Annotated in this window: 20 protein-coding genes, 1 tRNA gene and 2 riboswitches; of the genes, 6 read left to right on the top strand and 15 right to left on the bottom strand. The window is 67.0% G+C overall.

Features of this window, described 5'->3' with window-relative positions; genetic code table 11:
- The 6 genes from AC50YM_RS19585 to AC50YM_RS19560 all read right to left on the bottom strand — a co-directional run.
- The coding region (locus tag AC50YM_RS19585) for a serine dehydratase beta chain (RefSeq protein ID WP_494958605.1) at positions 1-876 on the bottom strand (876 nt) is incomplete at its 3' end.
- Positions 877-1045: 169 nt separating this feature from the next.
- Complete coding sequence (gene glyA, locus AC50YM_RS19580) at positions 1046-2392, bottom strand: serine hydroxymethyltransferase (RefSeq protein WP_494958604.1); 1347 nt, start codon at positions 2390-2392, stop codon at positions 1046-1048.
- On the bottom strand, positions 2389-2772 hold the full coding sequence (gene gcvH / locus AC50YM_RS19575) for a glycine cleavage system protein GcvH (RefSeq protein ID WP_494958603.1): 384 nt from the start codon (positions 2770-2772) through the stop codon (positions 2389-2391). Before gcvH ends, glyA begins: the two co-directional genes overlap by 4 nt.
- Positions 2773-2956: 184 nt before the next feature.
- Positions 2957-4090 carry a glycine cleavage system aminomethyltransferase GcvT gene (gene gcvT, locus AC50YM_RS19570; protein WP_494958602.1) on the bottom strand — a complete coding sequence of 378 codons (1134 nt, stop codon included), beginning with the start codon at positions 4088-4090 and terminating at the stop codon, positions 2957-2959.
- 12 nt (positions 4091-4102) lie between these two features.
- Positions 4103-6979 carry an aminomethyl-transferring glycine dehydrogenase gene (gcvP, locus tag AC50YM_RS19565; RefSeq protein ID WP_494958601.1) on the bottom strand — a complete coding sequence of 959 codons (2877 nt, stop codon included), beginning with the start codon at positions 6977-6979 and terminating at the stop codon, positions 4103-4105.
- A 51-nt stretch (positions 6980-7030) separates the two neighbouring features.
- Positions 7031-7147, bottom strand: a riboswitch (glycine riboswitch).
- A 1-nt stretch (position 7148) separates the two neighbouring features.
- Positions 7149-7247: riboswitch (glycine riboswitch) on the bottom strand.
- A gap of 488 nt (positions 7248-7735) precedes the next feature.
- The gene (locus AC50YM_RS19560) at positions 7736-8275 is read right to left on the bottom strand and encodes a TetR/AcrR family transcriptional regulator (RefSeq protein ID WP_494958600.1); all 540 of its coding nucleotides are present in this window, start codon (positions 8273-8275) and stop codon (positions 7736-7738) included.
- An 82-nt stretch (positions 8276-8357) separates the two neighbouring features.
- Here AC50YM_RS19560 and AC50YM_RS19555 point away from each other — a divergent pair, with 82 nt between their 5' ends.
- A complete protein-coding gene (locus tag AC50YM_RS19555) occupies positions 8358-10070 on the top strand; it encodes an MFS transporter (protein ID WP_494958599.1) in 1713 nt (570 codons plus the stop codon).
- 119 nt (positions 10071-10189) lie between these two features.
- Here the strand turns inward: AC50YM_RS19555 and AC50YM_RS19550 are convergent, their stop codons facing one another.
- The 6 genes from AC50YM_RS19550 to AC50YM_RS19525 form a co-directional block, all read right to left on the bottom strand.
- Positions 10190-10669, bottom strand: coding sequence for a Dps family protein (locus tag AC50YM_RS19550; RefSeq protein ID WP_494958598.1), 480 nt, complete (start codon positions 10667-10669; stop codon positions 10190-10192).
- A 180-nt stretch (positions 10670-10849) separates the two neighbouring features.
- Complete coding sequence (locus AC50YM_RS19545; RefSeq protein ID WP_494958597.1) at positions 10850-11392, bottom strand: AMIN-like domain-containing (lipo)protein; 543 nt, start codon at positions 11390-11392, stop codon at positions 10850-10852.
- A 329-nt stretch (positions 11393-11721) separates the two neighbouring features.
- Positions 11722-12024: a DUF4193 domain-containing protein gene (locus AC50YM_RS19540; protein ID WP_494958596.1), complete on the bottom strand. Its 303-nt coding sequence runs from the start codon at positions 12022-12024 to the stop codon at positions 11722-11724.
- Positions 12025-12228: 204 nt separating this feature from the next.
- Positions 12229-12714, bottom strand: coding sequence for a GyrI-like domain-containing protein (locus tag AC50YM_RS19535; RefSeq protein WP_494958595.1), 486 nt, complete (start codon positions 12712-12714; stop codon positions 12229-12231).
- A gap of 365 nt (positions 12715-13079) precedes the next feature.
- A tRNA-Thr gene (locus tag AC50YM_RS19530) sits at positions 13080-13153 on the bottom strand.
- Positions 13154-13304: 151 nt separating this feature from the next.
- Positions 13305-14195, bottom strand: coding sequence for a DsbA family protein (locus AC50YM_RS19525; protein ID WP_494958594.1), 891 nt, complete (start codon positions 14193-14195; stop codon positions 13305-13307).
- A 275-nt stretch (positions 14196-14470) separates the two neighbouring features.
- On the opposite strand from AC50YM_RS19525, the gene AC50YM_RS19520 reads away from it, so the two are divergent.
- Together AC50YM_RS19520 and otsB are read left to right on the top strand one after the other, a co-directional pair.
- Positions 14471-15880 (top strand): alpha,alpha-trehalose-phosphate synthase (UDP-forming), encoded by a 1410-nt coding sequence (locus tag AC50YM_RS19520; RefSeq protein WP_494958606.1) that lies wholly within the window; start codon positions 14471-14473, stop codon positions 15878-15880.
- A complete protein-coding gene (gene otsB, locus AC50YM_RS19515; protein ID WP_494958593.1) occupies positions 15870-16682 on the top strand; it encodes a trehalose-phosphatase in 813 nt (270 codons plus the stop codon). Before AC50YM_RS19520 ends, otsB begins: the two co-directional genes overlap by 11 nt.
- A gap of 27 nt (positions 16683-16709) precedes the next feature.
- On the opposite strand, the gene AC50YM_RS19510 is transcribed toward otsB, so the two are convergent.
- On the bottom strand, positions 16710-17714 hold the full coding sequence (locus tag AC50YM_RS19510; protein WP_494958592.1) for an AraC family transcriptional regulator: 1005 nt from the start codon (positions 17712-17714) through the stop codon (positions 16710-16712).
- 170 nt (positions 17715-17884) lie between these two features.
- On the opposite strand from AC50YM_RS19510, the gene AC50YM_RS19505 reads away from it, so the two are divergent.
- The 3 genes from AC50YM_RS19505 to AC50YM_RS19495 all read left to right on the top strand — a co-directional run bounded on the left by AC50YM_RS19505 (position 17885) and on the right by AC50YM_RS19495 (position 21287).
- Positions 17885-18355, top strand: a complete 471-nt coding sequence (locus AC50YM_RS19505) for an anthrone oxygenase family protein (protein WP_494958591.1) — start codon at positions 17885-17887, stop codon at positions 18353-18355.
- A gap of 229 nt (positions 18356-18584) precedes the next feature.
- Positions 18585-19667: an ABC transporter ATP-binding protein gene (locus tag AC50YM_RS19500; protein ID WP_494958590.1), complete on the top strand. Its 1083-nt coding sequence runs from the start codon at positions 18585-18587 to the stop codon at positions 19665-19667.
- A 183-nt stretch (positions 19668-19850) separates the two neighbouring features.
- Complete coding sequence (locus tag AC50YM_RS19495) at positions 19851-21287, top strand: DUF4032 domain-containing protein (protein WP_494958589.1); 1437 nt, start codon at positions 19851-19853, stop codon at positions 21285-21287.
- 84 nt (positions 21288-21371) lie between these two features.
- Here AC50YM_RS19495 and AC50YM_RS19490 read toward each other — a convergent pair whose 3' ends face one another.
- Entirely contained in the window at positions 21372-22739 is a 1368-nt protein-coding gene (locus AC50YM_RS19490) for an FAD-binding oxidoreductase (protein ID WP_494958588.1), read from the bottom strand.
- A gap of 196 nt (positions 22740-22935) precedes the next feature.
- Positions 22936-23433 carry an SRPBCC domain-containing protein gene (locus AC50YM_RS19485; RefSeq protein WP_494958587.1) on the bottom strand — a complete coding sequence of 166 codons (498 nt, stop codon included), beginning with the start codon at positions 23431-23433 and terminating at the stop codon, positions 22936-22938.
- Positions 23434-23572 lie beyond the last annotated feature (139 nt).

Below are 23572 nucleotides of genomic sequence, written 5' to 3'. Positions count from 1 at the left end.
CCGGCCGCCGGAGGCGTTTTCCTCGTTCACGGCCAGCGCGATCAGGTTCACCCATTCCTGCCAGTACTTCGGGTCCCGGTAGTCGGGGTCCTGGCCCCGGGTTTCCTTCAGGAGCCGTTCGTGCCAGTCCGGTGCCCGGCGGCGGACCTTGAGCCCGCCCGGCAGCAGACCCTCACGGCCCAGGCTGACCTGGACGCAGGCCTCCATCACCGAGTAGATGTGCAGCAGCCCCTCCCGGATCTGGGCTTCGGTGCGGGAGGCGCGTTCGTTGATGAACATGATCTCCCCGATCGAGAGGCCCTTGGCCTGGCAGCGGCCCAGCAGTTCCGCGGCGGTGCGGAACGGCAGCGGCAGTTCCTTCTTGGACTCGTCGAGTTCCTTCAGTGCGGCGTCCTCCTCGCCTTCCCGGACGATGAAGCCGCCGCCGACCGAGAAGAACGTCGCCGTGTGCAGGACCTCGCCGTCGGCGGCGGAGACCGTGAACGTCATCCCGTTGGTGTGCCGCGGCAGGATCGTCAGCGGGCGCAGGACCATGTCCTTCACCCCGTAGGGCAACGCCACGCCGGTTCCTTCGCCGGCCAGCTGCAGGATGCCGGTCTCCGCGATCGTGGCGAGCCGTTCCTCCACCTCCGCCGGGAGGATCAGCTCGGGGTGGAAGCCCTCCAGACCGAGCAGGATCGCGGTCATGGTGCCATGCCCGTGTCCGGTAGCGGCCAGCGACCCGTAGAGGTCAACGCGCAGCCCGGTCACCCGGTCCAGCACACCGGACGTCTTGAGTTCTTCAGCAAACACTGCCGCAGCCCGCATCGGACCCACGGTGTGCGAACTTGAGGGCCCAATCCCGATGGAAAAAAGATCAAAGACTCCAACGGCCATGGTCGGTTCCTAACTGGCTCTAACTGTGGCCCGGCAGATGGTCCTGCCGGATGGCGGCGCCGCCGCCGGTTTGGCGGTTGCGTGGCCTGATCCACGACGCCGGGCGGCAGCTTGTGGCGGCGGCCCGGCGTCGTGATTTCTACTGCATCTACTACCTGTAATACGGGCTCTACGCGAGGTTATCAACCGAGGGGTAGAGCGGGTGGGCGGCGGCGAGGGCCTCCACCCGGGAGCGCAGACCGGACAGGTCCGCGCCGGCGTCGGCGATCAGCGCCTCCGCGATGATGTCCGCGACTTCGGTGAAGGCAGCTTCGCCGAAGCCTCGGGTGGCCAGGGCGGGCGTGCCGATCCGCAGCCCGGAGGTGACCATCGGCGGCCGCGGGTCGAACGGCACGGCATTGCGGTTGACGGTGATGTCGATTTCCGCGAGGCGGTCCTCGGCTTCCTGGCCGTTGAGTTCGCAATTGCGCAGGTCCACCAGGACCAGGTGCACGTCGGTGCCGCCGGAGATCACGTTGATCCCCTTCGCGGTGACGTCCGGCTGGACCAGCCGCTCGGCGAGGATCCGGGCCCCTGCAAGGACCCGTTCCTGGCGTTCCTTGAACTCCGGGGAAGCGGCGATCTTGAATGCCACGGCCTTGCCGGCGATCACGTGCTCGAGCGGGCCGCCCTGCTGGCCGGGGAACACCGCGGAGTTGATCTTCTTGGCGATGTCGGCGTCGTTGCTCAGGATAATTCCGCCGCGCGGACCGGCGAGGGTCTTGTGCGTGGTGGAGGTGGTGACGTGGGCGTGCGGGACCGGCGAGGGGTGCAGTCCGGCGGCGACGAGGCCGGCGAAGTGCGCCATGTCCACCATCAGGTACGCACCCACGGCGTCGGCGATCCGGCGGAACTCCGCGAAGTCCAGTTGCCGGGCGTACGCGGACCAGCCGGCCACGATCAGTTTGGGGCGGTGCTCGTGCGCCAGCCGCTCCACCTCGGCCATGTCGATCCGGTGGTCGTCCTCGCGCACCTGGTACGGGATGACGTTGTAGAGCCGGCCGGAGAAGTTGATCTTCATCCCGTGGGTCAGGTGCCCGCCGTGGGCCAGGTTCAGGCCCATGATCGTGTCGCCGGGACGGATCAGGGCGTGCATCACCGAGGCATTGGCCTGCGCGCCGGAGTGCGGCTGGACATTCGCGTACTCGGCGCCGAACAGGGCCTTGACCCGGTCGATGGCCAGCTGTTCGATCACGTCGACGTGCTCGCAGCCGCCGTAGTACCGCTTGCCCGGGTAGCCCTCGGCGTACTTGTTCGTCAGCACCGAACCCTGGGCCTGCATCACGGCCTTGGCGGTGTGGTTCTCCGAGGCAATCATCTCCAGCCCGTCGCGCTGACGGCCCAGTTCGGCGTCAATACGCGCCGCGATCTCCGGATCCAGCGCGGACAACTCCGCGTCCAGGGATGCCGAGACGACCTGCTCGAACGCGAGGGTGTTTGTGGCTGCGCCTCCCGCTATGCCTGCCGCCCCGTTCACAGTTCGCCGCCGTTGGCTGCCGCGTACTCCTCGGCCGACATCAGCGGGCCTTCCGAGGTGACCGCGACCTTGAACAGCCAGCCGGCACCATACGGGTCACTGTTGATCAGCGCCGGATCATCCACGACAGCCGCGTTGATCTCGGTGACCTCGCCTGTGACCGGGGCATACAGGTCGGAAACGGACTTCGTCGATTCCACCTCACCGCAGGTCTCGCCCGCGGTCACCGCTGCGCCGACCTCGGGGAGGTCCACGTACACAATGTCACCGAGTGCGTCCGTAGCGACGGCCGAGATGCCGATGGAGACATCGCTTCCGGCCTCCTGCGCAACCCATTCGTGCTCAGCGGAGTACTTCAGTTCAGGGGCAACTTTTGCCATGTTATTTTCCTAAGTCTTGGATTGGTCGTGGGGGCAAAATCTTTTGTGGCCGGATCACGCGGCCGGAAAACGGATTCCTCCGCGGAAGGTGAGCCGGCCCCGGAGCGGGGACCGCCCAGGGTCCCGGGTACCGCTGGGGTACCCGGGACCCTCGGGGCTCCTGGGGTAACCAGGACCCTCGGGGCTACTTCTGGCGCTTGTAGAAAGGCAATGCGACCACTTCGAACGGCTCGGCCTTGCCGCGGAGATCAGCGTCCAGGGTGGTGCCGGGTTCGGTGAACGCGACGTCGACGTAGGCCAACGCGACCGGGTAGCCAAGGGTGGGCGAGGGCTGGCCGGAGGTAACTTCACCGACCACGTTTCCGTCCTTCAGCACCGGGTAGTGGCCGCGGGCGGCCCGACGGCCCAGGCCCTTGAGACCGACGAGCTTGCGGCCCGCGGTGGAGCCTGCGCCGGCTTCCTTCTTGGCAGCGAGGGCTGCCTTCCCGACGAAGTCGCCTTCCTTGGACAGTGCCACGATCGGGCCCAGTCCGGCGGCGTAGGGGTCGCCGTCGAGGGAGAGCTCGTTGCCGTAGAGCGGCATGCCTGCCTCGAGCCGGAGCGAATCGCGGGACGCGAGCCCGGCGGGGGTGAGCTCGCCGTCTTCGGCGATGGCGACGAGCGCCTGCCAGAGGGCGGCGGCGGCGTCGTTGGCGACGAAAATCTCGAAGCCATCCTCACCGGTGTAGCCGGTGCGGGCCAGCAGCAGTTCCTGGCTGCTGCCGCCGACCATAAACGGAACGTCGACGGCCGCGTAGTACTTCAGTCCGGTGACGAGCTCATGCTGCGCCGCCGGAACCAGACGCAGCAGGATCTCCTGCGCCTTAGGCCCCTGCACTGCGATCAGCGAGGTCTCGGCGGAGGCATCCTGGACGGCGACGTTGAAGTCGGCGGCCCGTTCGGCCAGGGCCGCGGCCACAACCTTGGCGTTGCCCGCGTTGGGGACCACGAGGAATTTCTGGTCGCCGCGGCGGTAGGTGATGAGGTCATCGATGATGCCGCCATCCACATTGCAGATCAGCGAGTACTTGGCCTTGCCGACCGACATCGCGGAGATTTTGCCGACCAGGGCGTAGTCCAGGAAGGCAGCCGCCTCGGGCCCGTTGACCCAGACTTCGCCCATGTGGGACAGGTCGTAGAGGCCCGCGGAGGTGCGGACGGCGTGGTGCTCGGCAAGTTCGGAGCTGTACTTGAGCGGCATCTGCCAGCCGCCGAAGTCCGTGAAGGAGGCGCCGAGTTTCTTGTGCTCTTCGTAAAGGGCCGTGTAGTTCTCAGTCATCGTTGGCTGTCCTTAGTTGGCGGAGTCGTCGGAGTGGTCCTCGAAGGCTTCGAGGGGCGGGCAGGAGCAGATCAGATTGCGGTCCCCGGCGGCGCCGTCGATCCGGCCAACCGGCGGGAAGTACTTGTCCTGCTTGAGGTGGTGGAGCGGGAAGACGGCCTGCTCGCGCGGGTATTCCCGGGCCCAGCCGGAATCCACGACGGCGGCCGCGGTGTGCGGGGCGTTGCGCAGCGGGCTCTGCTCGAGCGTGAAGTCACCGCTGGCGACCTGCTCGATCTCGGCGCGGATCGTGATCATCGCCGTGATGAAGCGGTCGATCTCCACCAGGTCCTCGGACTCGGTGGGCTCGACCATCAGGGTCCCGGCCACCGGGAACGCGAGGGTGGGGGCGTGGAAGCCGTAGTCGATCAGGCGCTTCGCGACGTCCTCGGCGGTCACCCCGGTCCTGGCCGTGAGTTCGCGCAGGTCCAGGATGCATTCGTGCGCCACGAGTCCGCCTTCGCCGGTGTAGAGGACCGGGAAGTACTCGTCCAGGCGGGACGCGATGTAGTTCGCCGCGAGCAGCGCCGACTTCGTCGCTTCGGTCAGCCCCTGGCCGCCCATGAGCTTCACATAGGCCCAGGAGATCGGCAGCACACCGGCCGAGCCGTAGCGCGACGCGGAAATCGGGGTGCCACTTTCACCGTTGGCGGGATCGGCAGCGTTGCCCGGCATGAAGGGTGCCAGGTGCGCCTTGGCTGCGACCGGGCCCACGCCGGGTCCGCCGCCGCCGTGCGGGATGCAGAAGGTCTTGTGCAGGTTCAGGTGCGAGACGTCGCCGCCGAACTGGCCCGGCTGGGCCAGCCCCACGAGAGCGTTGAGGTTGGCACCGTCGACGTAGACCTGGCCGCCGGCGGCGTGCACGGAGTCGCACACCTCGCGGACGTCTGCGTCGTACACGCCGTGGGTGGACGGGTAGGTGATCATGATCGCCGAAAGTGCGTCCTTGTGCAGTTCAATCTTGGCCTGCAGGTCGGCGTGGTCGATCGTGCCGTCGGCGGCGGTGGCCACCACAACGACCTTCATGCCGGCCAGCACCGCGGAGGCGGCGTTGGTACCGTGCGCGGAGGCCGGGATCAGGCAGACATTGCGCTGGACGTCGCCTCGGGAGAGGTGGTAACCGCGGATCGCGAGCAGGCCGGCGAGCTCGCCCTGGGACCCTGCATTGGGCTGGATGGAGACCTGGTCGTAGCCGGTGATCTCGGTCAGCTGGGCTTCGAGGTCCCCGATCAGTTCACGCCAGCCCGCGGTCTGCGACTCCGGGGCGAACGGGTGGATGGACGCGAACTCCGGCCAGGAAATGGCTTCCATTTCCGCGGTCGCGTTCAGCTTCATGGTGCACGAGCCCAGCGGGATCATGGTCCGGTCCAGGGACAGGTCCCGGTCCGAGAGGCGGCGGATGTACCGCAGCAGCTGGGTCTCGGAACGGTGCGTGTTGAACACCGGGTGCTGCAGGTAATCGGAGGTGCGCTCGACGGCGGCGTCCAGCGCAAACGCTGAGTCCGTGCCTGCGGCGGTCACGCTGGCGCCGAACGCGGCGACGACGTCGGCGACGATGGCCGCCGTCGTGGCTTCATCCGTGGAGATGCCGACGGTGTCCGCGTCGATGGCGCGCAGGTTGATGCCGCGCGCCTCGGCAGCGGCAAGGATCTCCGCGGCGTTGCCCGGCACCGAGACGGTGACCGTGTCGAAGAAGCTGGTGTGCAGGACGTCCAGACCCGCAGCCTTCAGCGAGGCGGCGATGGTTTTGGCATGGCCGCTGGCGGTCTCAGCGATCGCCTTCAGACCGTCCGGGCCGTGGTAGACGGCGTAGAAGGAGGACACGATGGCCAGCAGCGCCTGCGCGGTGCAGATGTTGGACGTGGCCTTTTCGCGGCGGATGTGCTGCTCGCGGGTCTGCAGCGCCAGCCGGTACGCCGGGACACCGGCGTTGTCCTTGGAGACGCCGACAAGGCGGCCGGGCATGGACCGTTCCAGGCCCTTCTGGACGGCCATGTAGGCGGCGTGCGGGCCGCCGAAGAACAGCGGCACGCCCATGCGCTGGGTCGAGCCGACGGCGATGTCGGCGCCCTGCTCGCCCGGAGGGGTGATCAGGGTCAGCGCCAGCAGGTCTGCCGCGACAGTGACGAGCGCGCCGCGGTCCTTGGCGGCGGCGATCACGCCGGACTGGTCCCAGACGCGGCCGGAGACGCCCGGCTGCTGCAGGACGATGCCGTTGATGTCGCCGTCGGGCAGGCCCTGGGACAGGTCGGCGACCTCGACCTCGAAGCCGAGGGCCTCGGCGCGGCCCTTGACGATCGCAATGGTCTGCGGCAGAACGTCGGCGTCCAGGACGGTCTTGCCGTCATGCGCCGCCTTGTTCTTGTTGGCCCGGCGCATCATCAGCACGGCTTCGGCGACGGCGGTGGCTTCGTCCAGCAGCGAGGCGTTCGCGATCGGCAGCCCAACGAGGTCCTGGACCATGGTCTGGAAGTTCAGCAGCGCCTCAAGCCGGCCCTGGGAAATCTCCGGCTGGTACGGCGTGTACGCGGTGTACCAGGCCGGGGCCTCAAGAATGTTGCGGCGGATCACCGGCGGGGTGAGCGTGTCGTAGTAGCCCTGCCCGATCATCTGGACCGCGGTCCGGTTCTTGGCGGCGAGCTTGCGCAGTTCGGCCAGGACCTCGACCTCGCTGAGTGCTTCGGTGAGCTGCAGCGGGGAATCCTGCCGGATGTTCTTCGGTACGGCCGTGTCAACGAGCGCGTCGACGGTGTCGTAGCCGACAGCCTTCAACATGGCGTCGACGTCGGCCTGTCGGCGGGCACCGATGTGCCGGTCAACGAAAGACGTGGAGGCTGAGGTAACAGTCACAAGGAACTCCATAACTAAGGCGGCGCAGGGTGCGCCACATTGATTCGGGTTCCTCCCCACTCTGTATTGGACCTGAGAGTTTCCGCGCTGCCCTGCTCTCGCATGGCTCCGCTTGCACCGTCGGTGAGCATAACGTGTCCGAAAACAGCCTGCTACTTTCCAGAGTTGCCTTGCCGCGGCGGTACGTGGGCCTGAGAGATTCCTGGGGAGGATTTGCTCCTACGGCGCCTGCTTGTACCTACTTGCAGAACTCTCCCGCCGCAGATCAAAGGCATATTAAGTTGGCGTGACAACAGTCACAGCAATCATTGTCCTATGTCCGGCCCGCGTCCGCAAACTAGTGACCCCGCACTGGCGAGCGTTAAGCGCAGGTCCCGCCGCCCCGGGCGCCCCGCCGCCCCGGGCGCCCGGCGAATTCGCGGGACACCTGCGGGGTCGCTGTAACGTATCCTGCGAGTTCGCAGGTCTCGGGCGAGTTCGACGGGCGGCTCGCAGGTCTCCGGCGATCTCCACGGGCGGCTCGCAGGAGTCCACCGGCGCACGGGGCGTCCGGGGGCTTCGACGTGCGGCGCGAGGGGCGTCCCGGGTGCGGGGCGTGCGGCGCGCAGGTCTCCGGCGATCTCGACGAATTCGCGGGACAGCTGCAGGGTCGCCGTAACGTACCCTGCGAGTTCGCAGGTTTCGGGCGAGTTCGGCGGGCGGTTCGCAGGTCTCCGGCGATCTCGGCGGCCGCCGCGGGGGGCGTCCAGCCGAGTGTCAGCCGCGGAGCCGCCCGAGTGCGGCGAGCAGGCTTTCGACGTCGGGGCCGACCGCCGGCAGCGGTCCGTCCGGGCCGCGCGCCAGCATGGCGTTGAAATACAGCCCGTCACCCATGTAGAGCACGGGCTTGGCCATGGCCGGCCCGACGTCGGCCGACAGCAGTTCCAGCCAGCCAGCCTGCGCGGCGGCCATCCGCCGCAGGGTTTCCTGGTGGGCCACCTCCGCCAGCCGGGTGGCGGCGACGAAGGCGCGGTCCAGCGGTGTGTCCGCCCACACCGAGGACGTGATGAAGTACGCGGCAGCGCCTTCCGCGGCGGCGGCCATGGCGGCAAGGTCGTCGGCGAGCAGTCGGTCCAGCCGTTCCAGCAGGACCGAGATCATCGCTTCCTTATTCGGGAAGTGGTAGAGCAGCCCGCCCTTGGAGACGCCGGCCAGCTTCGCTACCGCATCAAGGGTCGCGGCGCGTTCGCCCTCATCGATCAGCAGGGATTCGAAGGCGTCAAGGACGGCTTCGCGGGCGACGGGTTTTCTAGCCATGGTTCCAATCATGCCCCGCGGAGGGGCGGGGGTTTTACGGGCCGCTTCTTAACTATACCGTCCAGACGGTATAGTTAAGAAGATGCGCGAGACTTCCTCCACCAATACGACCAGCAGCAACAGCAACAGCACCCTCGGCACCCTCGGCGCCCTCGGCAGGTCCGCCGCGGGCACACCGGGCCTCTCCGCCGCGGGCACACCGGGCCACCACGCCGCGGGCACACCGGGCCACCACGCCGCGGGCGCCCCGTCGCACCCCACGCCGCGTGCCCCCTGGCGCGACTGGCTGGCCCTGGCACTGCTGATGTTTCCGGTGCTGCTCGTGGCAGTCGACAACACGGCCCTGACCTTCGCGCTGCCGGCCATCGCGCGCGGCCTCGACGCCTCCGGGGTGGAGCTGCTGTGGATCGTGGACACCTATCCCCTGGTGCTCGCCGGGCTGCTCGTAGCGATGGGCAGCCTCGGCGACAGGATCGGCCGGCGCCGGCTGCTCTTCATCGGCAGCACGGGCTTCGCCGTTATCTCCGCAATCACAGCCTTCGCACCGAGTGCCGAATGGCTGATCGCCGGGCGCGCCGGGCTGGGATTCTTCGGCGCCATGCTGATGCCTTCCACGCTGTCCCTGATCCGCAACATCTTCCCGGAGCCCAACCGGCGGCGGCTGGCCGTGGCCATCTGGGCCGCCGGCTTCTCCGGCGGCGCCGCGCTGGGCCCCATCTTCGGCGGCTGGCTCGTGGAGCAGTTCTGGTGGGGCGCGATCCTGCTCGTGGCCGTCCCCATCATCCTGCCGTTGCTGGTTCTGGGGCCCGCGTTAATTCCGGAGTCCCGTGACCCGAACCCGGGCCGGGTCGACCTGCCCAGCATCTTCCTGTCGCTGCTGGTCATGGTGCCCGTGGTCTACGGCATCAAAGTGCTGGCCACGGAGGGACTCGCCCTGGAACCGCTGGCCGCCATCGTCTTTGGCCTGCTGATGGGGTACGTCTTCATCCGTCGCCAGCGGTCCCTCCTGGCCGACGGGACCGGAAACCGCGCCGCACCGCTGTTGGATATCGGCCTGTTCGGCAATCGGGTCTTCAGCACCGCGATCATCGCGAACGTACTGGCATTGTTCTCCTTCAACGGCTTCATCCTGTTCCTCGCCCAGCACCTGCAGTTGATCGAGGGACAGTCCCCGTCGGAATCCGGAGTGGCCATGGTCCCCGCCCTCATCGCCACCGTCCTTGCCGGCCTGCTGGTGGTGCCCCTGGTGAAGAAGGTCCGCCCCGGCTTCGTGGTGGCCGGCGGCCTGCTCCTCAGCGCCGCGGGCTACTTCCTGGTGGCCTTCGGGGACCACGGCAATGGCCCGGCGCTGCTGCTGGCGGCACTGCTGGTGCTGTGCCTTGGCGTCGGCGCCGCGGAAACCATCTCCAACGACCTGATTCTCGGCGCGGCCCCGGCGGAGAAGTCCGGGGCGGCCGCCGCCATTTCGGAAACCGGCTACGAAATCGGCTCCCTGCTGGGCACCGCAATCCTCGGGTCCATCCTCACGGCCTCCTATCAGGGCAATCTGCACCTCCCTGCCGGCGCAGCCGGAGCTTTCCCTGCGGAGGCGTCCGCCCAGGCGGGCGAGACGCTCGCCGGGGCCGTGGAGTTGGCGCAGGCCATGCCCGGGCCGCTGGCAGAGTCCGTGATGGCGGCCGCCCGCACGGCCTTCGATTCCGGCGTCCACATCACGGCCACGATCACGCTGGTGCTCATGGCCGGGGCGTCAGTCCTCGCCGCCGTCGTCCTCCGGAAGGTTCCGACCGCCTCGTAACCCGCCGGGGTCACCGGCGCGGGCCGGCGGCCGCGGCGACGGCCCCTGCCGGCTGCTTAAAGGCCGAGCGCCCGACGCCGGGGGTACCGGAGCCGGGCGCTCAAACCCGTTGCTGGACGCTACTTGCTGTCCGCCGTCGTGACACTGGTGTTGGCGCGCATGGTCTCCGCGTTGACCATCCACGCGTACTGCTCGAACTTGGCGATGAACGCGTGCAGCAGGTCCGCCGTCGTGGGGTCTTCTTCGTCTACTTCGTCGTGGACTTTGCGCATGGTTCCGACGGCGGCCTCAAGTGCCGCGACGATGCGCTCGATGGCGTCCTTGGTGTTGATCAGGCCAGCCGGGAACTGGGCGAGCGAGGTGGACTTGGCCACGGTTGCGCTGCGGCCGTCCGGAAGGGCGTGGAGGGCGCGCATGCGCTCGGCCAGGTCATCGGCAAACTCGCGGGCAGCCTCGATAATCTCGTCCAGCTGCAGGTGCAGATCCCGGAAGTTGGTCCCGACGATGTTCCAGTGCGCCTGCTTGCCCTGAATGTGGAGCTCAATCAGGTCCACTAGCACGGCCTGCAGGTTCGTCGTGAGCGTCGGTGAAGCTTTCATGCGTCCTCCTGAGTAGGTCGATACCGTTGGGCACGCTGCTGTGCGTCCGATATCTCTGGATCCGGTTCTTCCGACGCTACCGCAGGGCGAGGCAGGACTGCGATGGTCCCGGGAGAATTTCTCAGTCAGCTTACTAAGTCGGCTTAGCACCGGTCCGGCCACTGCCCGGACCGCCGGAAATCACCAATAATGCGCGACGTCGATCACGAGCCGCGAGCCCGCGTCCGGGCCGGCCAGGGTGAACACACGGAACGGCAGCCGGGCGCGTACCCCGAGTCCGAGGCTGGAGTATCCTTCGAAGCTGCCGGCCCACGCCACCTGCCGGAACGTCTGGTACCCGCTAACGTCGCTCAGCTCGCTCTGGTTTCCCGGCTTGTAGGTGGCGTCGCCGTTGTCATAGGCCGGAGCGTTTGCCGTGAGCTGGAGGAACGCCTGTCCCCGCAGGCCGACCGGAAACCCCGATCCGTCCTGCGTCACCTGCGGAACGTAGCGGACGGTGTAGCCGCCGACGGGTCCGTTGAGGTCAATGACCAGCCGGTCGAAACAGTAGTGCTGCCCCGTGCGGACATTCGTTACCTTGGCCTGGCTCAGCGCCGGATCGGCCTTGGCCAGCGACCCCCACACCAGCCCGCAGTAGGGCTCCGCTGACGCGGGACCAGGCGCCACCAGCCCTGACCCGACAGCCAGCAGGACAGCTATCAGCCACACCCGGAACTTCTTCATTTGGGCCGCCCCCTCACACGATGAGATAGCTCCAGAATAGAGCGGATGACCGTGCGAATCGAGGGGCCGGGGGGATCTGCGCCTAAACCGTAAGCCGCGCCGCGGCACGGTCACAAGACGGTTGCGCCGCCGTCGTCCGCCGCCGCCGGCAAGCGGCGGCGAAGCGGCGGCGAAGCGGCGGCGAAGCGGCGGCGAAGCGCCGGCAAGCGGCGGCGAAGCGGCAAATCCGGGGAACGGAGAAGCGCCGGTCCCCGTCGGGTTCCGGCGCTTCGTGGGGCCTGCCGCCTGGCTGGCTTGTGCTGAAGTGGCGCTGCGCGGTGGACGGTCCCCTAGCCTTCGCAGTCGCGGCAGTACTTCAGGCCGTCCTTCTCCTTGGCCACCTGGGACCGGTGCCGGACCAGGAAGCAGGAGGAGCAGGTGAATTCGTCAGACTGCTCGGGAACAACAGTGACAGTCAGTTCCTCGCCGGACAGATCAGCACCCGGAAGATCGATGCCTTCAGCCGTGTCGTTCTCATCGACGTCGATAACGGCAGTCTGGGCGCCGCCGCTGCGGGAAGCCTGAAGCGCCTCGAGCGACTCAGCCGGAGACTCTTCCTCAGTCTTGCGTGGTGCGTCGTAATCGGTAGCCATGTGGGGGTTCACTTTCGTTGCTGCGCAGCACCATTTCAGGCACCTCAGTGAAGCAGTTTAGGACATTATGCGCGCAGCCGAGTAATAGTGTGGCGAATCCGACAGATTGCGTCGCAAGGCCCCCGCAAACGGGCCGAACAGAAGGCAGCGAGTTGCTGCTCAAACGGTCGACGGCGGGTGGCCAGCGAGGTTGGTGGGGCCCGCTCAGGCCACCGGCCAAACGATGAGCGTCTTCCATTTTGCCGGGTCGGGCTCCGCGGCCGGGTCACTGAGGTAGTACTCCCACATCGCATTCCCCGGCGTCAGGCCTTCGGCCTGCATCTTGCCCATGATCGCCCCGTACGTTTCGGGGAGCGTCTCGTAGGGGCCAACATGCATCGCTTCGAGGGCTTGGCCGGCAGGCAGGGACCCCGAGGTCACGCTGCTGTCGCCGCCGGAAAAGGGCGCCGCGACCGGAAAGCCCGCCTCGACGTCGACGACGTCGGTCGGCATTCCGCGATACAGCGCGAATGGCGGGCCGGCCAGCTGGACGTGCTGTTGCTCGGTCGCGCTCATCACCGACTGGTAGGCGCGGCTGAAAAACGCACGCAGCTCGTTCATGGGAACGGTCTCGCGGAGCACCGCGGTGGGCTGTTCGTGGAGTTGGGTGGACTTGATGTCCGGCGTCTTTTCCGGATTCGTTGCAGTCATAGGCCAAGACTCCGCCGTGCGGTTTTTGTGGTCTAGGGCCTAACGTCCCTCCAGATCCGGCGTCTGTCCCTGTTCCCTGGCCAGCGGCTGGGGTTGGCCGCCGGCCGGCTTTCAATCGAGCACGGACAGGTCGGGAATCCATTTTTCCTCCGGGCCCTGCCGAGCAGCCTGACAGGAGGCCGGCCACCGCGAGCGCCGCGACGCCAAACCCGTTCTGCTGATCTGCCTGACTTCCCTCTGCAGCCCGAGAGCCGACGGCCGTAACGCGTTCCCCTGAAAGCGTGTCGTAACCGCGTCGAGCCCCATTTCGGGCATAAGAAAACCCCTCCGTTCGGGGCAAATCACCTGAACGGAGGGGTTGATTGGGCCCCCTGTCGGATTCGAACCGACGACCCCCGCTTTACAAGAGCGGTGCTCTGGCCAACTGAGCTAAGGAGGCATTCCTGTGCGCCGGAAGGAGCCGGACCGCAACGAGGGGGCCGGCGCCACGGCGCTAGATAAGGTTAGCCCACGGAAGCCCGGTGATAAAAACAGGCCCGGCTCCGGAAATCCGGAACCGGGCCTGCAGCCTTGCCAGATAGTTGTCCCGCCTACTGCTTGGCGGCGATGGCAGCCTGGAGGAACTGATCGAACGGAGTCTGGGCGCTCTCGCCCTTGCCCCACTGCTTGCCCTCAACGAACACCGTCGGCGTACCGCTGACCCCGATGGAGGCAGCCTGCTGGGTGGTGTACTTCACCCACGGGCGGTAGGTCTTCTCGTCCACGCAGGTTTCGATGCTCTTGGCCCCGACGTCGGTGGCCATCTTCTTCAGGTCCGCATCCGAGATGCCGGCGCTGCCTTCCTTGGGCTGCTTCTCGAAGAGCGCGTTGACGAAGTCGGCGTACTTCTCTGGCGATTCGTTCACAACGCAGGCAGCCGCGTTGGCGGCGCGGGAGGAGTAGTTCGTGGTGGAACGGGTGTCCAGGAAGCCCAGCGGGCGGTATTCCACCGAGATCTTGCCTTCATTGCGGAGGTTCGTCAGGGTCTCGTTGTACTGGGTCTCAAAGTTCTTGCACACCGGGCAGATGAAGTCGATGTACAGGACCACCTTGACCGGCTTGCCGGCTTCGGCCTCGGCACCGGGCGCGGTCACCTCCGCAGGCGCGGTTGCCGCCGGCGCGGGAACGTCGGCGACGTTGACGGTGGCCGGTTCGCTCTTCGCGACGTCGGCGTTGGCCAAAAGCGTGACGCCGCCGTATACGTTGCCGTTCGCCGGGGTGGGACCCTGGTCCGCAACGGGGGCGCTCTTCTGAATGTTCGCGGTCACGACGAGCGCCACCACAACAATGATGGCGATGACGGCGGCGACGATGCCCCAGCCGATGAGCAGCTTGTTACGTTTGTCTTTCTTCAGCTGCACCTCGCGGATTTCACGGGCTTTATCGCGGGCCGCGGCAGTTCGCTCTGATTTGGACTGGCGGGGTTCGTTGGCGGGGCTCATTGGTTCCTCGGGTCGATCGGCCGGTGGTCTCCACTGGGTGGCAATTCATCATTTTAGGCGAGAAAACTGGGAACTTGCGCTTTCAACCTTCGCGCCTGCCGCCCGGCGGGATGAATAGCACAGGAGATTCCGCCCGGTTAGGGTGGATAGGAGCCACGAGCGAACCCCAGGGAGCACCAATGCAGGCCACCACACACGCCGAATCGGATCCAGGAACCGAGCGCACCGCCGCGCAAGGCACCCGCGACACGGATCACGACTCGCTTTATGATTTCATGGTGGTGTCCAACCGCCTGCCGGTCGACCGCTGCTCCCCGGACGAGCCGGGCTGCGAGGGCGGCTGGCGCCGCTCCCCCGGCGGCCTGGTCACAGCTCTGGCGCCGATGATGACGAAGACCGACGGCGCGTGGGTGGGCTGGCACGGCGCACCGGACGAGCAACTCCAGCCGTTCAGCCACGGCGGCATCGATCTCGTTCCGGTCCAGCTCAGCACCAACGACATCGAATTCTTCTATGAGGGCTTCTCCAACTCCACCCTGTGGCCGCTCTACCACGACGTCATTGCCCCGCCCGAGTTCCACCGGACCTGGTGGGACTCCTACCGCAAGGTCAACCGCCGGTTCGCGGACGCGGTCATCCGCCATGCCAATCCCCGCGCCACGGTCTGGGTGCAGGACTACCAGCTCCAGCTGGTCCCGAAGATGCTGCGCGAGGCACGTCCGGACCTGAAGATCGGGTTCTTTAACCACATCCCCTTCCCGCCTCCTGAGATCTTCGCGCAGCTGCCGTGGCGCCGAGCCATCATCGACGGGCTGCTCGGCGCCGACCTTGTCGGGTTCCAACGCACCAGCGACGCCGGCAACTTCATGCGCTCCGCGCGCCGCTTCCTCGGCGCCAGCGTCAAACAGCAGCAGGTTCACGTCAAGGGCACGGACGGCGAGCCGACGCATATCGCCCGCGCCCAGGCATTCCCGATCTCGATCGATGTCAAGCAGATCAGTGATCTGGCGCGTAACCCGGAAATCATCGAGCGCGCCCGCCAGATCCGGCAGGATCTCGGCAGCCCCAAGACGGTCCTGCTCGGCGTCGACCGCCTCGATTACACCAAAGGCATCCCGCACCGTCTCAAGGCCTATGAGGAACTCCTTGCCGACGGCAAAGTGACCGTGGAGGATGCCGCACTGATCCAGGTCGCCAGTCCCAGCCGGGAGCGGGTGGAGCACTACCGCCTGCTGCGCGAGGAAGTCGAGGGAACCGTCGGCCACATCAATGGCACCTATGACACACTGCAAAACACCGCGGTCCGCTACCTGAACCACAACTATCCGGTCGAGGAGATGGTGGCGCTGTACCTGGCCGCGGACGTCATGCTTGTCACCGCGCTGCGGGACGGCATGAACCTCGTGGCCAAGGAATACGTCACGGCCCGGACCAACAACGACGGCGCCCTGGTGCTGAGCGAGTTTGCCGGTGCCGCGGACCAGCTCAAGCAGGCCCTGCTAATGAACCCGCACGACATTGACGGCCTCAAGGAAACCATCATGAAAGCCGTGAACATGCAGCCGGCGGAGTCCGCCCGGCGCATGCGGTCGATGCGCAAGCAGATCCTGGACCACGACGTCGACCGGTGGTCGTCCGATTTCCTGTCTGCGCTGGAAGAAAAGGTGGTCCGTGATGACTCCTGAGCACTTGCCGCAGCAGGCGCCGCTGTCCCTCTCTCCGGAACTGCTGGACGCCCTGCGCCGTATCGCGGCAACTGAGCACCTGCTGGTCGCGATGGATTTTGACGGCACCATGGCACCACTGGTGGACCACGCGGGAGACGCCCGCGCGCTGCCCCGCTCGGCTGCCGCCTTCGCTGCCCTCACGGAACTTCCGCGGACGACGACGGCGCTTATCTCCGGCCGCGCCCTGGACAGCCTGCGGGCAGTAGCCTTCCCCCCGGAGAAGACCCTGCTGATCGGCAGCCACGGCGCTGAAGTCTGGATGGGTCCGGGGTCCGCGAAACTGGAACTCGACGATGACCGCCGGGAATTGCTCACGGCAGTCCGGCACGAGCTCGAGGGAATTGTGGAGGAAGCGCCGGGCACCCTGCTGGAGGACAAGCCCGCCGGCGTCGTGCTCCACACCCGGCTGGCCGCCGACGACGTGGCCGCGGACGCCGTCGCAGCAGCCCGGGCCGTCCTGCAGGACCACCCCGGGGTCTTCCTAAAGAGCGGCAACCGCGTCCTGGAGGCGTCCGTAGTCCACGCCTCGAAAGGGGAAGGTGTCACGTTCCTGCGCCAGGCAACCGGTGCCACCGCCACCGTCTTCGCTGGCGATGACACCACCGACGAGGACGCCCTGGCCAGTCTGCTCCCCGGGGACCTCGGCGTGAAGGTCGGTCTCGATTTCACCCAGGCGCAGTTCCGGATCGAAGCCCCGGCGCACGTGTCCGAACTGCTGGAGGCCCTGCTGCGGGAACGGAAGCGCGCGCTGGGCCTGTAACGGGCGCCCGGACGAGCGCTGCCAAGCTCAGCCGGGGACCGTATCTTTCGCAGTTGGGTTGGGTGGAGCCACTATCCGGTCAGCGGGACGACTCGAGCGGTGCGGGGACCGCCGGTAGCTGGTCGGGCTGGTGCCGTAAACCCGGGTGAAGGCAGCACTGAAGGTGAAGGCGTTGCTGTAGCCAACCTCTTCGGCGATAACGGCGGTGGTGGCGTTGCTGGCCGCCAGCCTGTCCGCGGCCAGCGCCAGGCGCCAGGTGGCCAGGTAGGTCATGGGTGGCTGCCCGACGGCGGCGTGGAAGCGGGCCGCCATAGTGGCCCGGGAGACGTGCGCACGCCGCGCCAGTTCTGCAACGGTCCAGCGCGCGGCCGGTTCCTCATGCAGGAGCTGCAAGGCCAGGGCCACTATGGGGTCGCGGGTGCCAGCCGCCCAGCTCGGGACCTCGTACCCGGCACGGCGCACACTGACCCGCACCAGATGCAGCAGCAGCAAATCCAGAATTCGGTCCAGGGCGCTCTCCTGCCCCAGCCCCGGGCAGCCGAGCTCGCCCTCGAGGAGTCCCAGCAGGACCGGATCGACCTCCTTGTTGGTGAAGACCGCCAGGGCCGGTAGGGCCGAGGTAACCAACTGGCCGGCCGCAGCCTCGGTCTGGTAGCTGCCGATCAGCAGGACCGTGTCCCCGTCGGGGCTGTTGCCCCAGGTTCGCAGACCCCGGGACAACGTGAGCTCGAGATGGTCCCCGGATGGCGTCCGACACGACTGGCCGGCGTCGATCACCACGGTCGGTGCCCGGCCCGGGGTATCCGCGACCAGGTAGGGGGCAGGGCCGCGGACAGTGGCTGCCTGTCCGGGCTCCAGGGACAGCGGGGCACTTCCCTCGGCGCAGATCCAAGCAAGTCCGCGGACTGCGACGATCACGGTGAGTGCGGCGCCGTCCTGAACATCAATGGCGAATGGCGGGTCCATCACCACCCGCAAGGTAAACGCGGCCTGCGCGCGGGGACCGGTGAGGAACTGCGACAGGGGATCCACGCTGCCAATATTAGACGATCCCATATGCTTCGGCGATCCCTGGACATTCAACGTCCAACCAAACACGGGCAGGATGGGGCTATGACCTTGAATCCAGCACCTGCTCCTGCCAGTCCGGACCCCGCCAGTTCGGACGTCTCCAGTTTGGACGTCTCCGGTTTGGACCACGGGTGAACGGGTGGCTGCCGGTGCTCGCCGGCGCCGGCTCCGTTGCGGCCGGCGGCTTCTACTTCGCGTTCTCCGCCGTGGTGATGCCCGCCCTCCGACGCCGGCCGGCCTCGGAGGCGATCGCGACGATGGTTTCGATCAATCAGCAGGCCGTCCGTCCGCCGTTCATGATCCTGTTCTTTGGCACCGCCGCCGCTTGCGGGGCAGTCGCCGTCGCCGCGGCCACCGACCCGGCGAACCACTCACCACTCAGAGCCGCGGGGGCGGTGGCCTATCTGGCGGGGTGGGCCTCAACCATGCTGGTCAACGTTCCGCTGAACAACCGCCTGGCCCAGCAGGACAGTGCAGGTGGGCAGCCGGACCGGCAGTGGCACGCCTTCCAACGATCCTGGATTCCGGCCAACCACGTCCGCGCCGCCCTCTCGATGGCCGCGGCGGCCGGGTTGCTCATCCCCGCGCCCGCCAGCATGTAAGTCGAATCACCTGTGACATCTGTAACATTTCGCACCATTTGGGGAAAATCTGACATACTCTGGTTGTGATGTGGCGCACAACTACCGTGCGGCGTCATTGGATACTCCTCGGCCTCGGCCGGGGAGTATGCGCACGATTAAGTGCGGACAACTGAATTAACAATCGAATAATAAGACCATTCACTACGGATCGTCCGGCACGTACCTGCCGGTGAAGGGATTGATAACTGTGGCTACAGTTACTTTTGATAATGCGACACGTTTGTACCCGGGCACGGATAAGCCCGCTGTTGACAAGCTCAACATTGAAATCGCCGACGGCGAGTTTCTGGTCCTCGTTGGACCGTCCGGCTGTGGAAAGTCGACCTCCCTGCGAATGCTTGCAGGTCTCGAGGACGTCAACTCCGGCCGCATCCTGATTGGCGACCGCGACGTCACGGACGTTCCCCCCAAGGACCGCGACATCGCCATGGTTTTCCAGAACTACGCCCTCTACCCGCACATGACGGTCGCGGACAACATGGGCTTCGCACTGAAGATTGCCGGCGTCAGCAAGGAAGAACGCGCAGAGCGTGTCCGTGAAGCCGCCAAACTCCTGGACCTCGAGCCGTACCTGGACCGCAAGCCGAAGGCACTCTCCGGCGGCCAGCGCCAGCGTGTTGCCATGGGCCGCGCGATCGTGCGTAACCCGCAGGTGTTCCTCATGGACGAGCCGCTGTCCAACCTTGACGCGAAGCTCCGTGTGCAGACCCGCACGCAGATCGCGTCACTGACCCGCCGGCTGGGCGTCACCACGGTCTACGTGACCCACGACCAGGTTGAGGCGATGACCATGGGCGACCGCGTCGCCGTGCTGAAGGACGGCCTGCTGATGCAGGTCGACACCCCGCGCAACCTCTACGACAAGCCGAAAAATGTTTTCGTGGCTGGCTTCATCGGCTCACCCGCCATGAACCTGCTGGAGCTGCCCGTCGTCGACGGCGGCGTGCAGTTCGGCGGCACCGTGTACCCGGTACCGCGCGACATCCTCCAGGAAACCAAGGGCAACACCGTCACGGTCGGGTCCCGCCCGGAAGACCTCGAGACGGCACCGCAGGGTGAAGGCCTCCAGGTCGAGGTCGATGTCGTCGAAGAGCTCGGCGCCGACGCCTACGTCTACGGCCACACCACGCTGGACGGCCAGAGCCACGACATCGTGGCCCGCGTCGACGGGCGCCGTCCCCCGATGAAGGGCGAGTCCATCTGGGTCCGCCCCCAGTCGGGCCACATCCACCTGTTCGACACCCAGACGGGCCTGCGCCTGGGCGACTAGTCCCCACCGACCCCCTAACCTCGCTCCGCGTCGGTTTGGGAACCCTGCCGGCGTGGGCCCACCCACCACCGGCTTGACGCATCCGACGGCGGTCCTCCCCACTGGAGGGCCGCCGTCGGGCTTTAACTGCCCGGCCGCACGCATTCGTTAGGGCCCCCGCCCTCCGTACGGAAGAATTGGTTCATGACCGAGGAAAACCCCAAGATCGAGGACAACGGTGCCCAGTGGCACGACGAACCCACCGACTACGGTCAGATCGGCAAACTGCCCCGGTTCGAAGCCGCCAGCGCCAATGACAGCAAAGGCTCCGTGGCCTCGAGTTCGCTGAGTATCACCGCCGCCGCCACCGAGCCGGAGCTCCTGGACCTGCCGTGGCAGGTTGCCCTGGAGGACTGGCCGGCCGAACACCTCGCCGCACTCCCCCGCGGCATCTCCCGCCACATCGTCCGTTTCGCCCACCTTGGCGGCTCCGTCATCGCCATCAAGGAAACCTCGGAACATGTGGCCCGCCACGAGTACCACATGCTCCGCAAGCTAGCCCGCCTGGACGTGCCCTGCGTCGAACCGGTCGCCGTCATCACGGGACGGACCACCCCTGACGGGCGACCGCTGAACCCCGTGCTGGTCACCCGGCACCTGAAGTTCTCCATGCCCTACCGCGCCCTCTTCTCGCAGATGCTGCGCAAAGACACCCTGACCCGCCTGATCGACGCCCAAGCCCTGCTGCTGGTCCGCCTGCACCTGATCGGGTTCTACTGGGGCGACGTCTCGCTGTCCAACACGCTGTTCCGCCGTGACGCCGGTGCCTTCGCGGCCTATCTCGTGGACGCGGAGACCGGCGAACTGTATCCCGATCTCTCCACGGGGCAGCGCGAATACGATCTGGAGATCGCCCGCGTCAACATCGCCGGAGAACTGATGGACCTCCTCGACGGTGGCCTGATCGAGGAAAAAGTCGATCCCGTGGCCACCAGCGAGCTCATCATGGACAGCTACCGGCGGCTCTGGACCGAGCTGACCGAGAAGGAATCGTTCGAGATCGGTGAGCGCTGGCGCGTGGCCGCCCGCATCCGGAAGCTCAACGACCTGGGGTTCGACGTCGAGGAATACGCGATCAAGACGACGCAGAACGGCTCCACTATCCAGCTTCAGCCCAAAGTCGTCGACGCCGGGCACCACCAGCGCCGGCTGCTGCGCCTGACCGGCCTGGACGCACAGGAGAACCAGGCACGCCGGCTCCTGAACGACATGGACACCTTCCGGGCGGACAACAACCCCGGAATGGACGAGGAATACAGCGCCCACCTGTGGGTCAGCCAGATCTTTGAGCCGATTGTCCGTTCCATCCCCCGTGACCTGTCGGGGAAGCTGGAGCCGGCGGAGGCGGTGCACGAAATCCTTGAACACCGCTGGTACATGTCGGAGGAGGAAAACCGCCACATCCCGCTGGCCGAGGCCGTGCAGTCCTACATTGACTCCGAACTGCGCCACCGCCGCGACGAGGCCGCCATCATGCTGAACCCGGACACGGAGCTGCTCAAGATCCTCGAGGTGGAGACCGAGGAATCCCGCTACGGCGGCGACGAGTCCATCGACGAATACCCGGACTCCGACGATTAGGCTCCCGAAGGGACCGGGACACCGGGTTGTGGCACACCCGCGCTAGATCGCCTTGCGCCCTGGATCGCCCAGCCGGGGTTCTTGCTAGATCGCCTTCCCGGGGTTCAGGATGCCGGCCGGGTCGAAGAGTTCCTTGATCCGGCGCTGCAGTTCGCGCACCGGTTCTTTTTGTTCGAGCCCGAGCCAGCGCAGCTTGTACTGGCCGATCCCGTGTTCCCCGGTGATCGTGCCGCCGATGGCCAGGGCCACGGTGATGGATTCATCCAGGGCTGCACCGAGGCGCTCCATGGCGTCCGCAGCGACGGCCTTGTCCACCCGGTCGACCCAGAACGTGGGGTGCAGGTTGCCGTCGCCGGCGTGCGCCACCACCTTGAGCTTGACCCGGTGGGTCGCCGCCATGGTCTCGAGGGCTTCGACATAGTCGACCAGCCGGGAGCGGGGTACCGCGACGTCCTCGCCGACGCGGTATTCGTCGTCGACCTCCACTCCGCGGCTGTTGCGCCGCAGTTCCACCAGTTGCTCCGCCTCCGCGCTGGCTTCCATGGTTACGACCGCGCCGCCGGCCACGAGCACGGGGCGGATCGCCGCCGCCTCGGCCGCGGCGCCGAAGCCGTCAGTCTGGATCAGCAGCAGGGACTGTCCCCTGGAGGCCAGGTCCGAGCCGTGGATCTCGTCAAGCTGGGCCAGGGTGCCGCTGTCCAGAAGTTCCATGATGGCCGGCTGCACCCGCGCCTTCCCCACGGCGAGGACGCCCGCCGCGGCGCTGCGGAAGTCCGGGTAGAAAGCGGCGATCGTGTGCACGTCCTGCGGGAGGTATTTCAGCCGGACGGTGATCCCGACGACGATCCCCAGTGTCCCCTCGGATCCGACAAACAGGCCGGTGAGGTCGTAGCCGGCGACACCTTTGAACGTCTGGTGGCCGGTGTGGATGAGCGAGCCGTCCGCCAGCACGACGTCGAGGGCCAGCACCGAGTCGCGGGTCACCCCGTACTTGGCGCACCGCAGGCCGCCGGCGTTGGTGGCGACGTTCCCGCCGATGGTGGAGAGCTTGAAGCTCGCGGGGTCGGGGGCATACATGAGCCCGTGGACGGCGGCGGCGGCGTTGAGGTCGGCGTTGATGACCCCGGGTTCGACGACGGCCGTCTCGTCGTCAGGGTTGAGGTCCAGGAGGCGGTTCATCCGTTCCAGGCTTAGTACGATGCAGTCCCTGCTCGCGTGTGCACCACCCGAGACGCCGGTCCCGGCGCCGCGGGCCACCAGCGGGATCGCGTGGGCCGCGCAGGCGCGGACAGTGACCTGGACGTCCTCGACGGATTCAGCCCAGACGACGGCCTGCGGCACCTGTAAGTCCAGCACGGGACCCTGGTCCACGGCATAGACAGACAGCGTGGGGGCATCCCGGGCGATCTTCGCCGGGCCCAGGGCAGAGGTGAGCTCGTCAATGATGCTCATGCGGTCTCCAGTTCATCGAATCCAGCCTTCAGTCTAAGCCGCAGCTTTCGAGCGCCCTGAATTGCGGCGTTCATTCTGGCGTGGGGTCCAGGGAAGGGCAATACCGTTTGGCCTGGGCTGGTGGGACCGGGTGCCGGGGGCGTGAACGGCTGCTCCGCCCGGGGACACGGTGCCGCTTGACGCGGAACCGGCAGGTTCAGCCGCCGGTACCCATAAACCGTACGAACCGCTCCAGCACGGCCGGCCAGCCGGCGGCGTAGTCGGCCCGGGTTGCCGCAGGGTCCTCGGCGCCTTCCCATCCGCTGTGGACGAGGCGAAGCTCCGTGCCGCCCTCCACGGCCCGGAACGCGACGCGTAGTTCCGTTGACCAGACGGCGGAGGTTCCGGGGTGCCAGCTGGCATGGAAGGACAGCGGCGGCTGCCAGTCATCAATGGACCCCCAGATGGCTGTCCTGCCGTCGTCCGCGGTCTCCAGGATCAGGTTCTCCTCGAACTCCACATAGGACCCCGCGCCGAAGACGCCGTGCTCTTCGAGCGGCCACCAAAGGTGCGTGTGTTCGGTAAAACCAACGAAGGTCCGGGCCACCGCCCCCGGCACGGTGACGGTGTAGACAACGGGGTCCAGGCTGTCTGCTGGTGCCGGCTCTGGCGTCTCGGCGGCGTCTGACCCTGCGTGGCTGAAGAGGTTATCCATGGTCAACAACTCTACCCGCGGCGTGGCGGGGCCCCGGGTTCGGTGTTTGGGGGTTAAATGCGGGAGAGCCCCGACCTGTGTGGTTGGGGCTCTCGACCGTGTAATGATGTTCCGGCGGTGACCTACTCTCCCACACCCT

This window comes from Pseudarthrobacter sp. RHLT1-30-1, from assembly GCF_059383415.1.
This window is presented reverse-complemented; position numbering and strand designations above follow the sequence as displayed.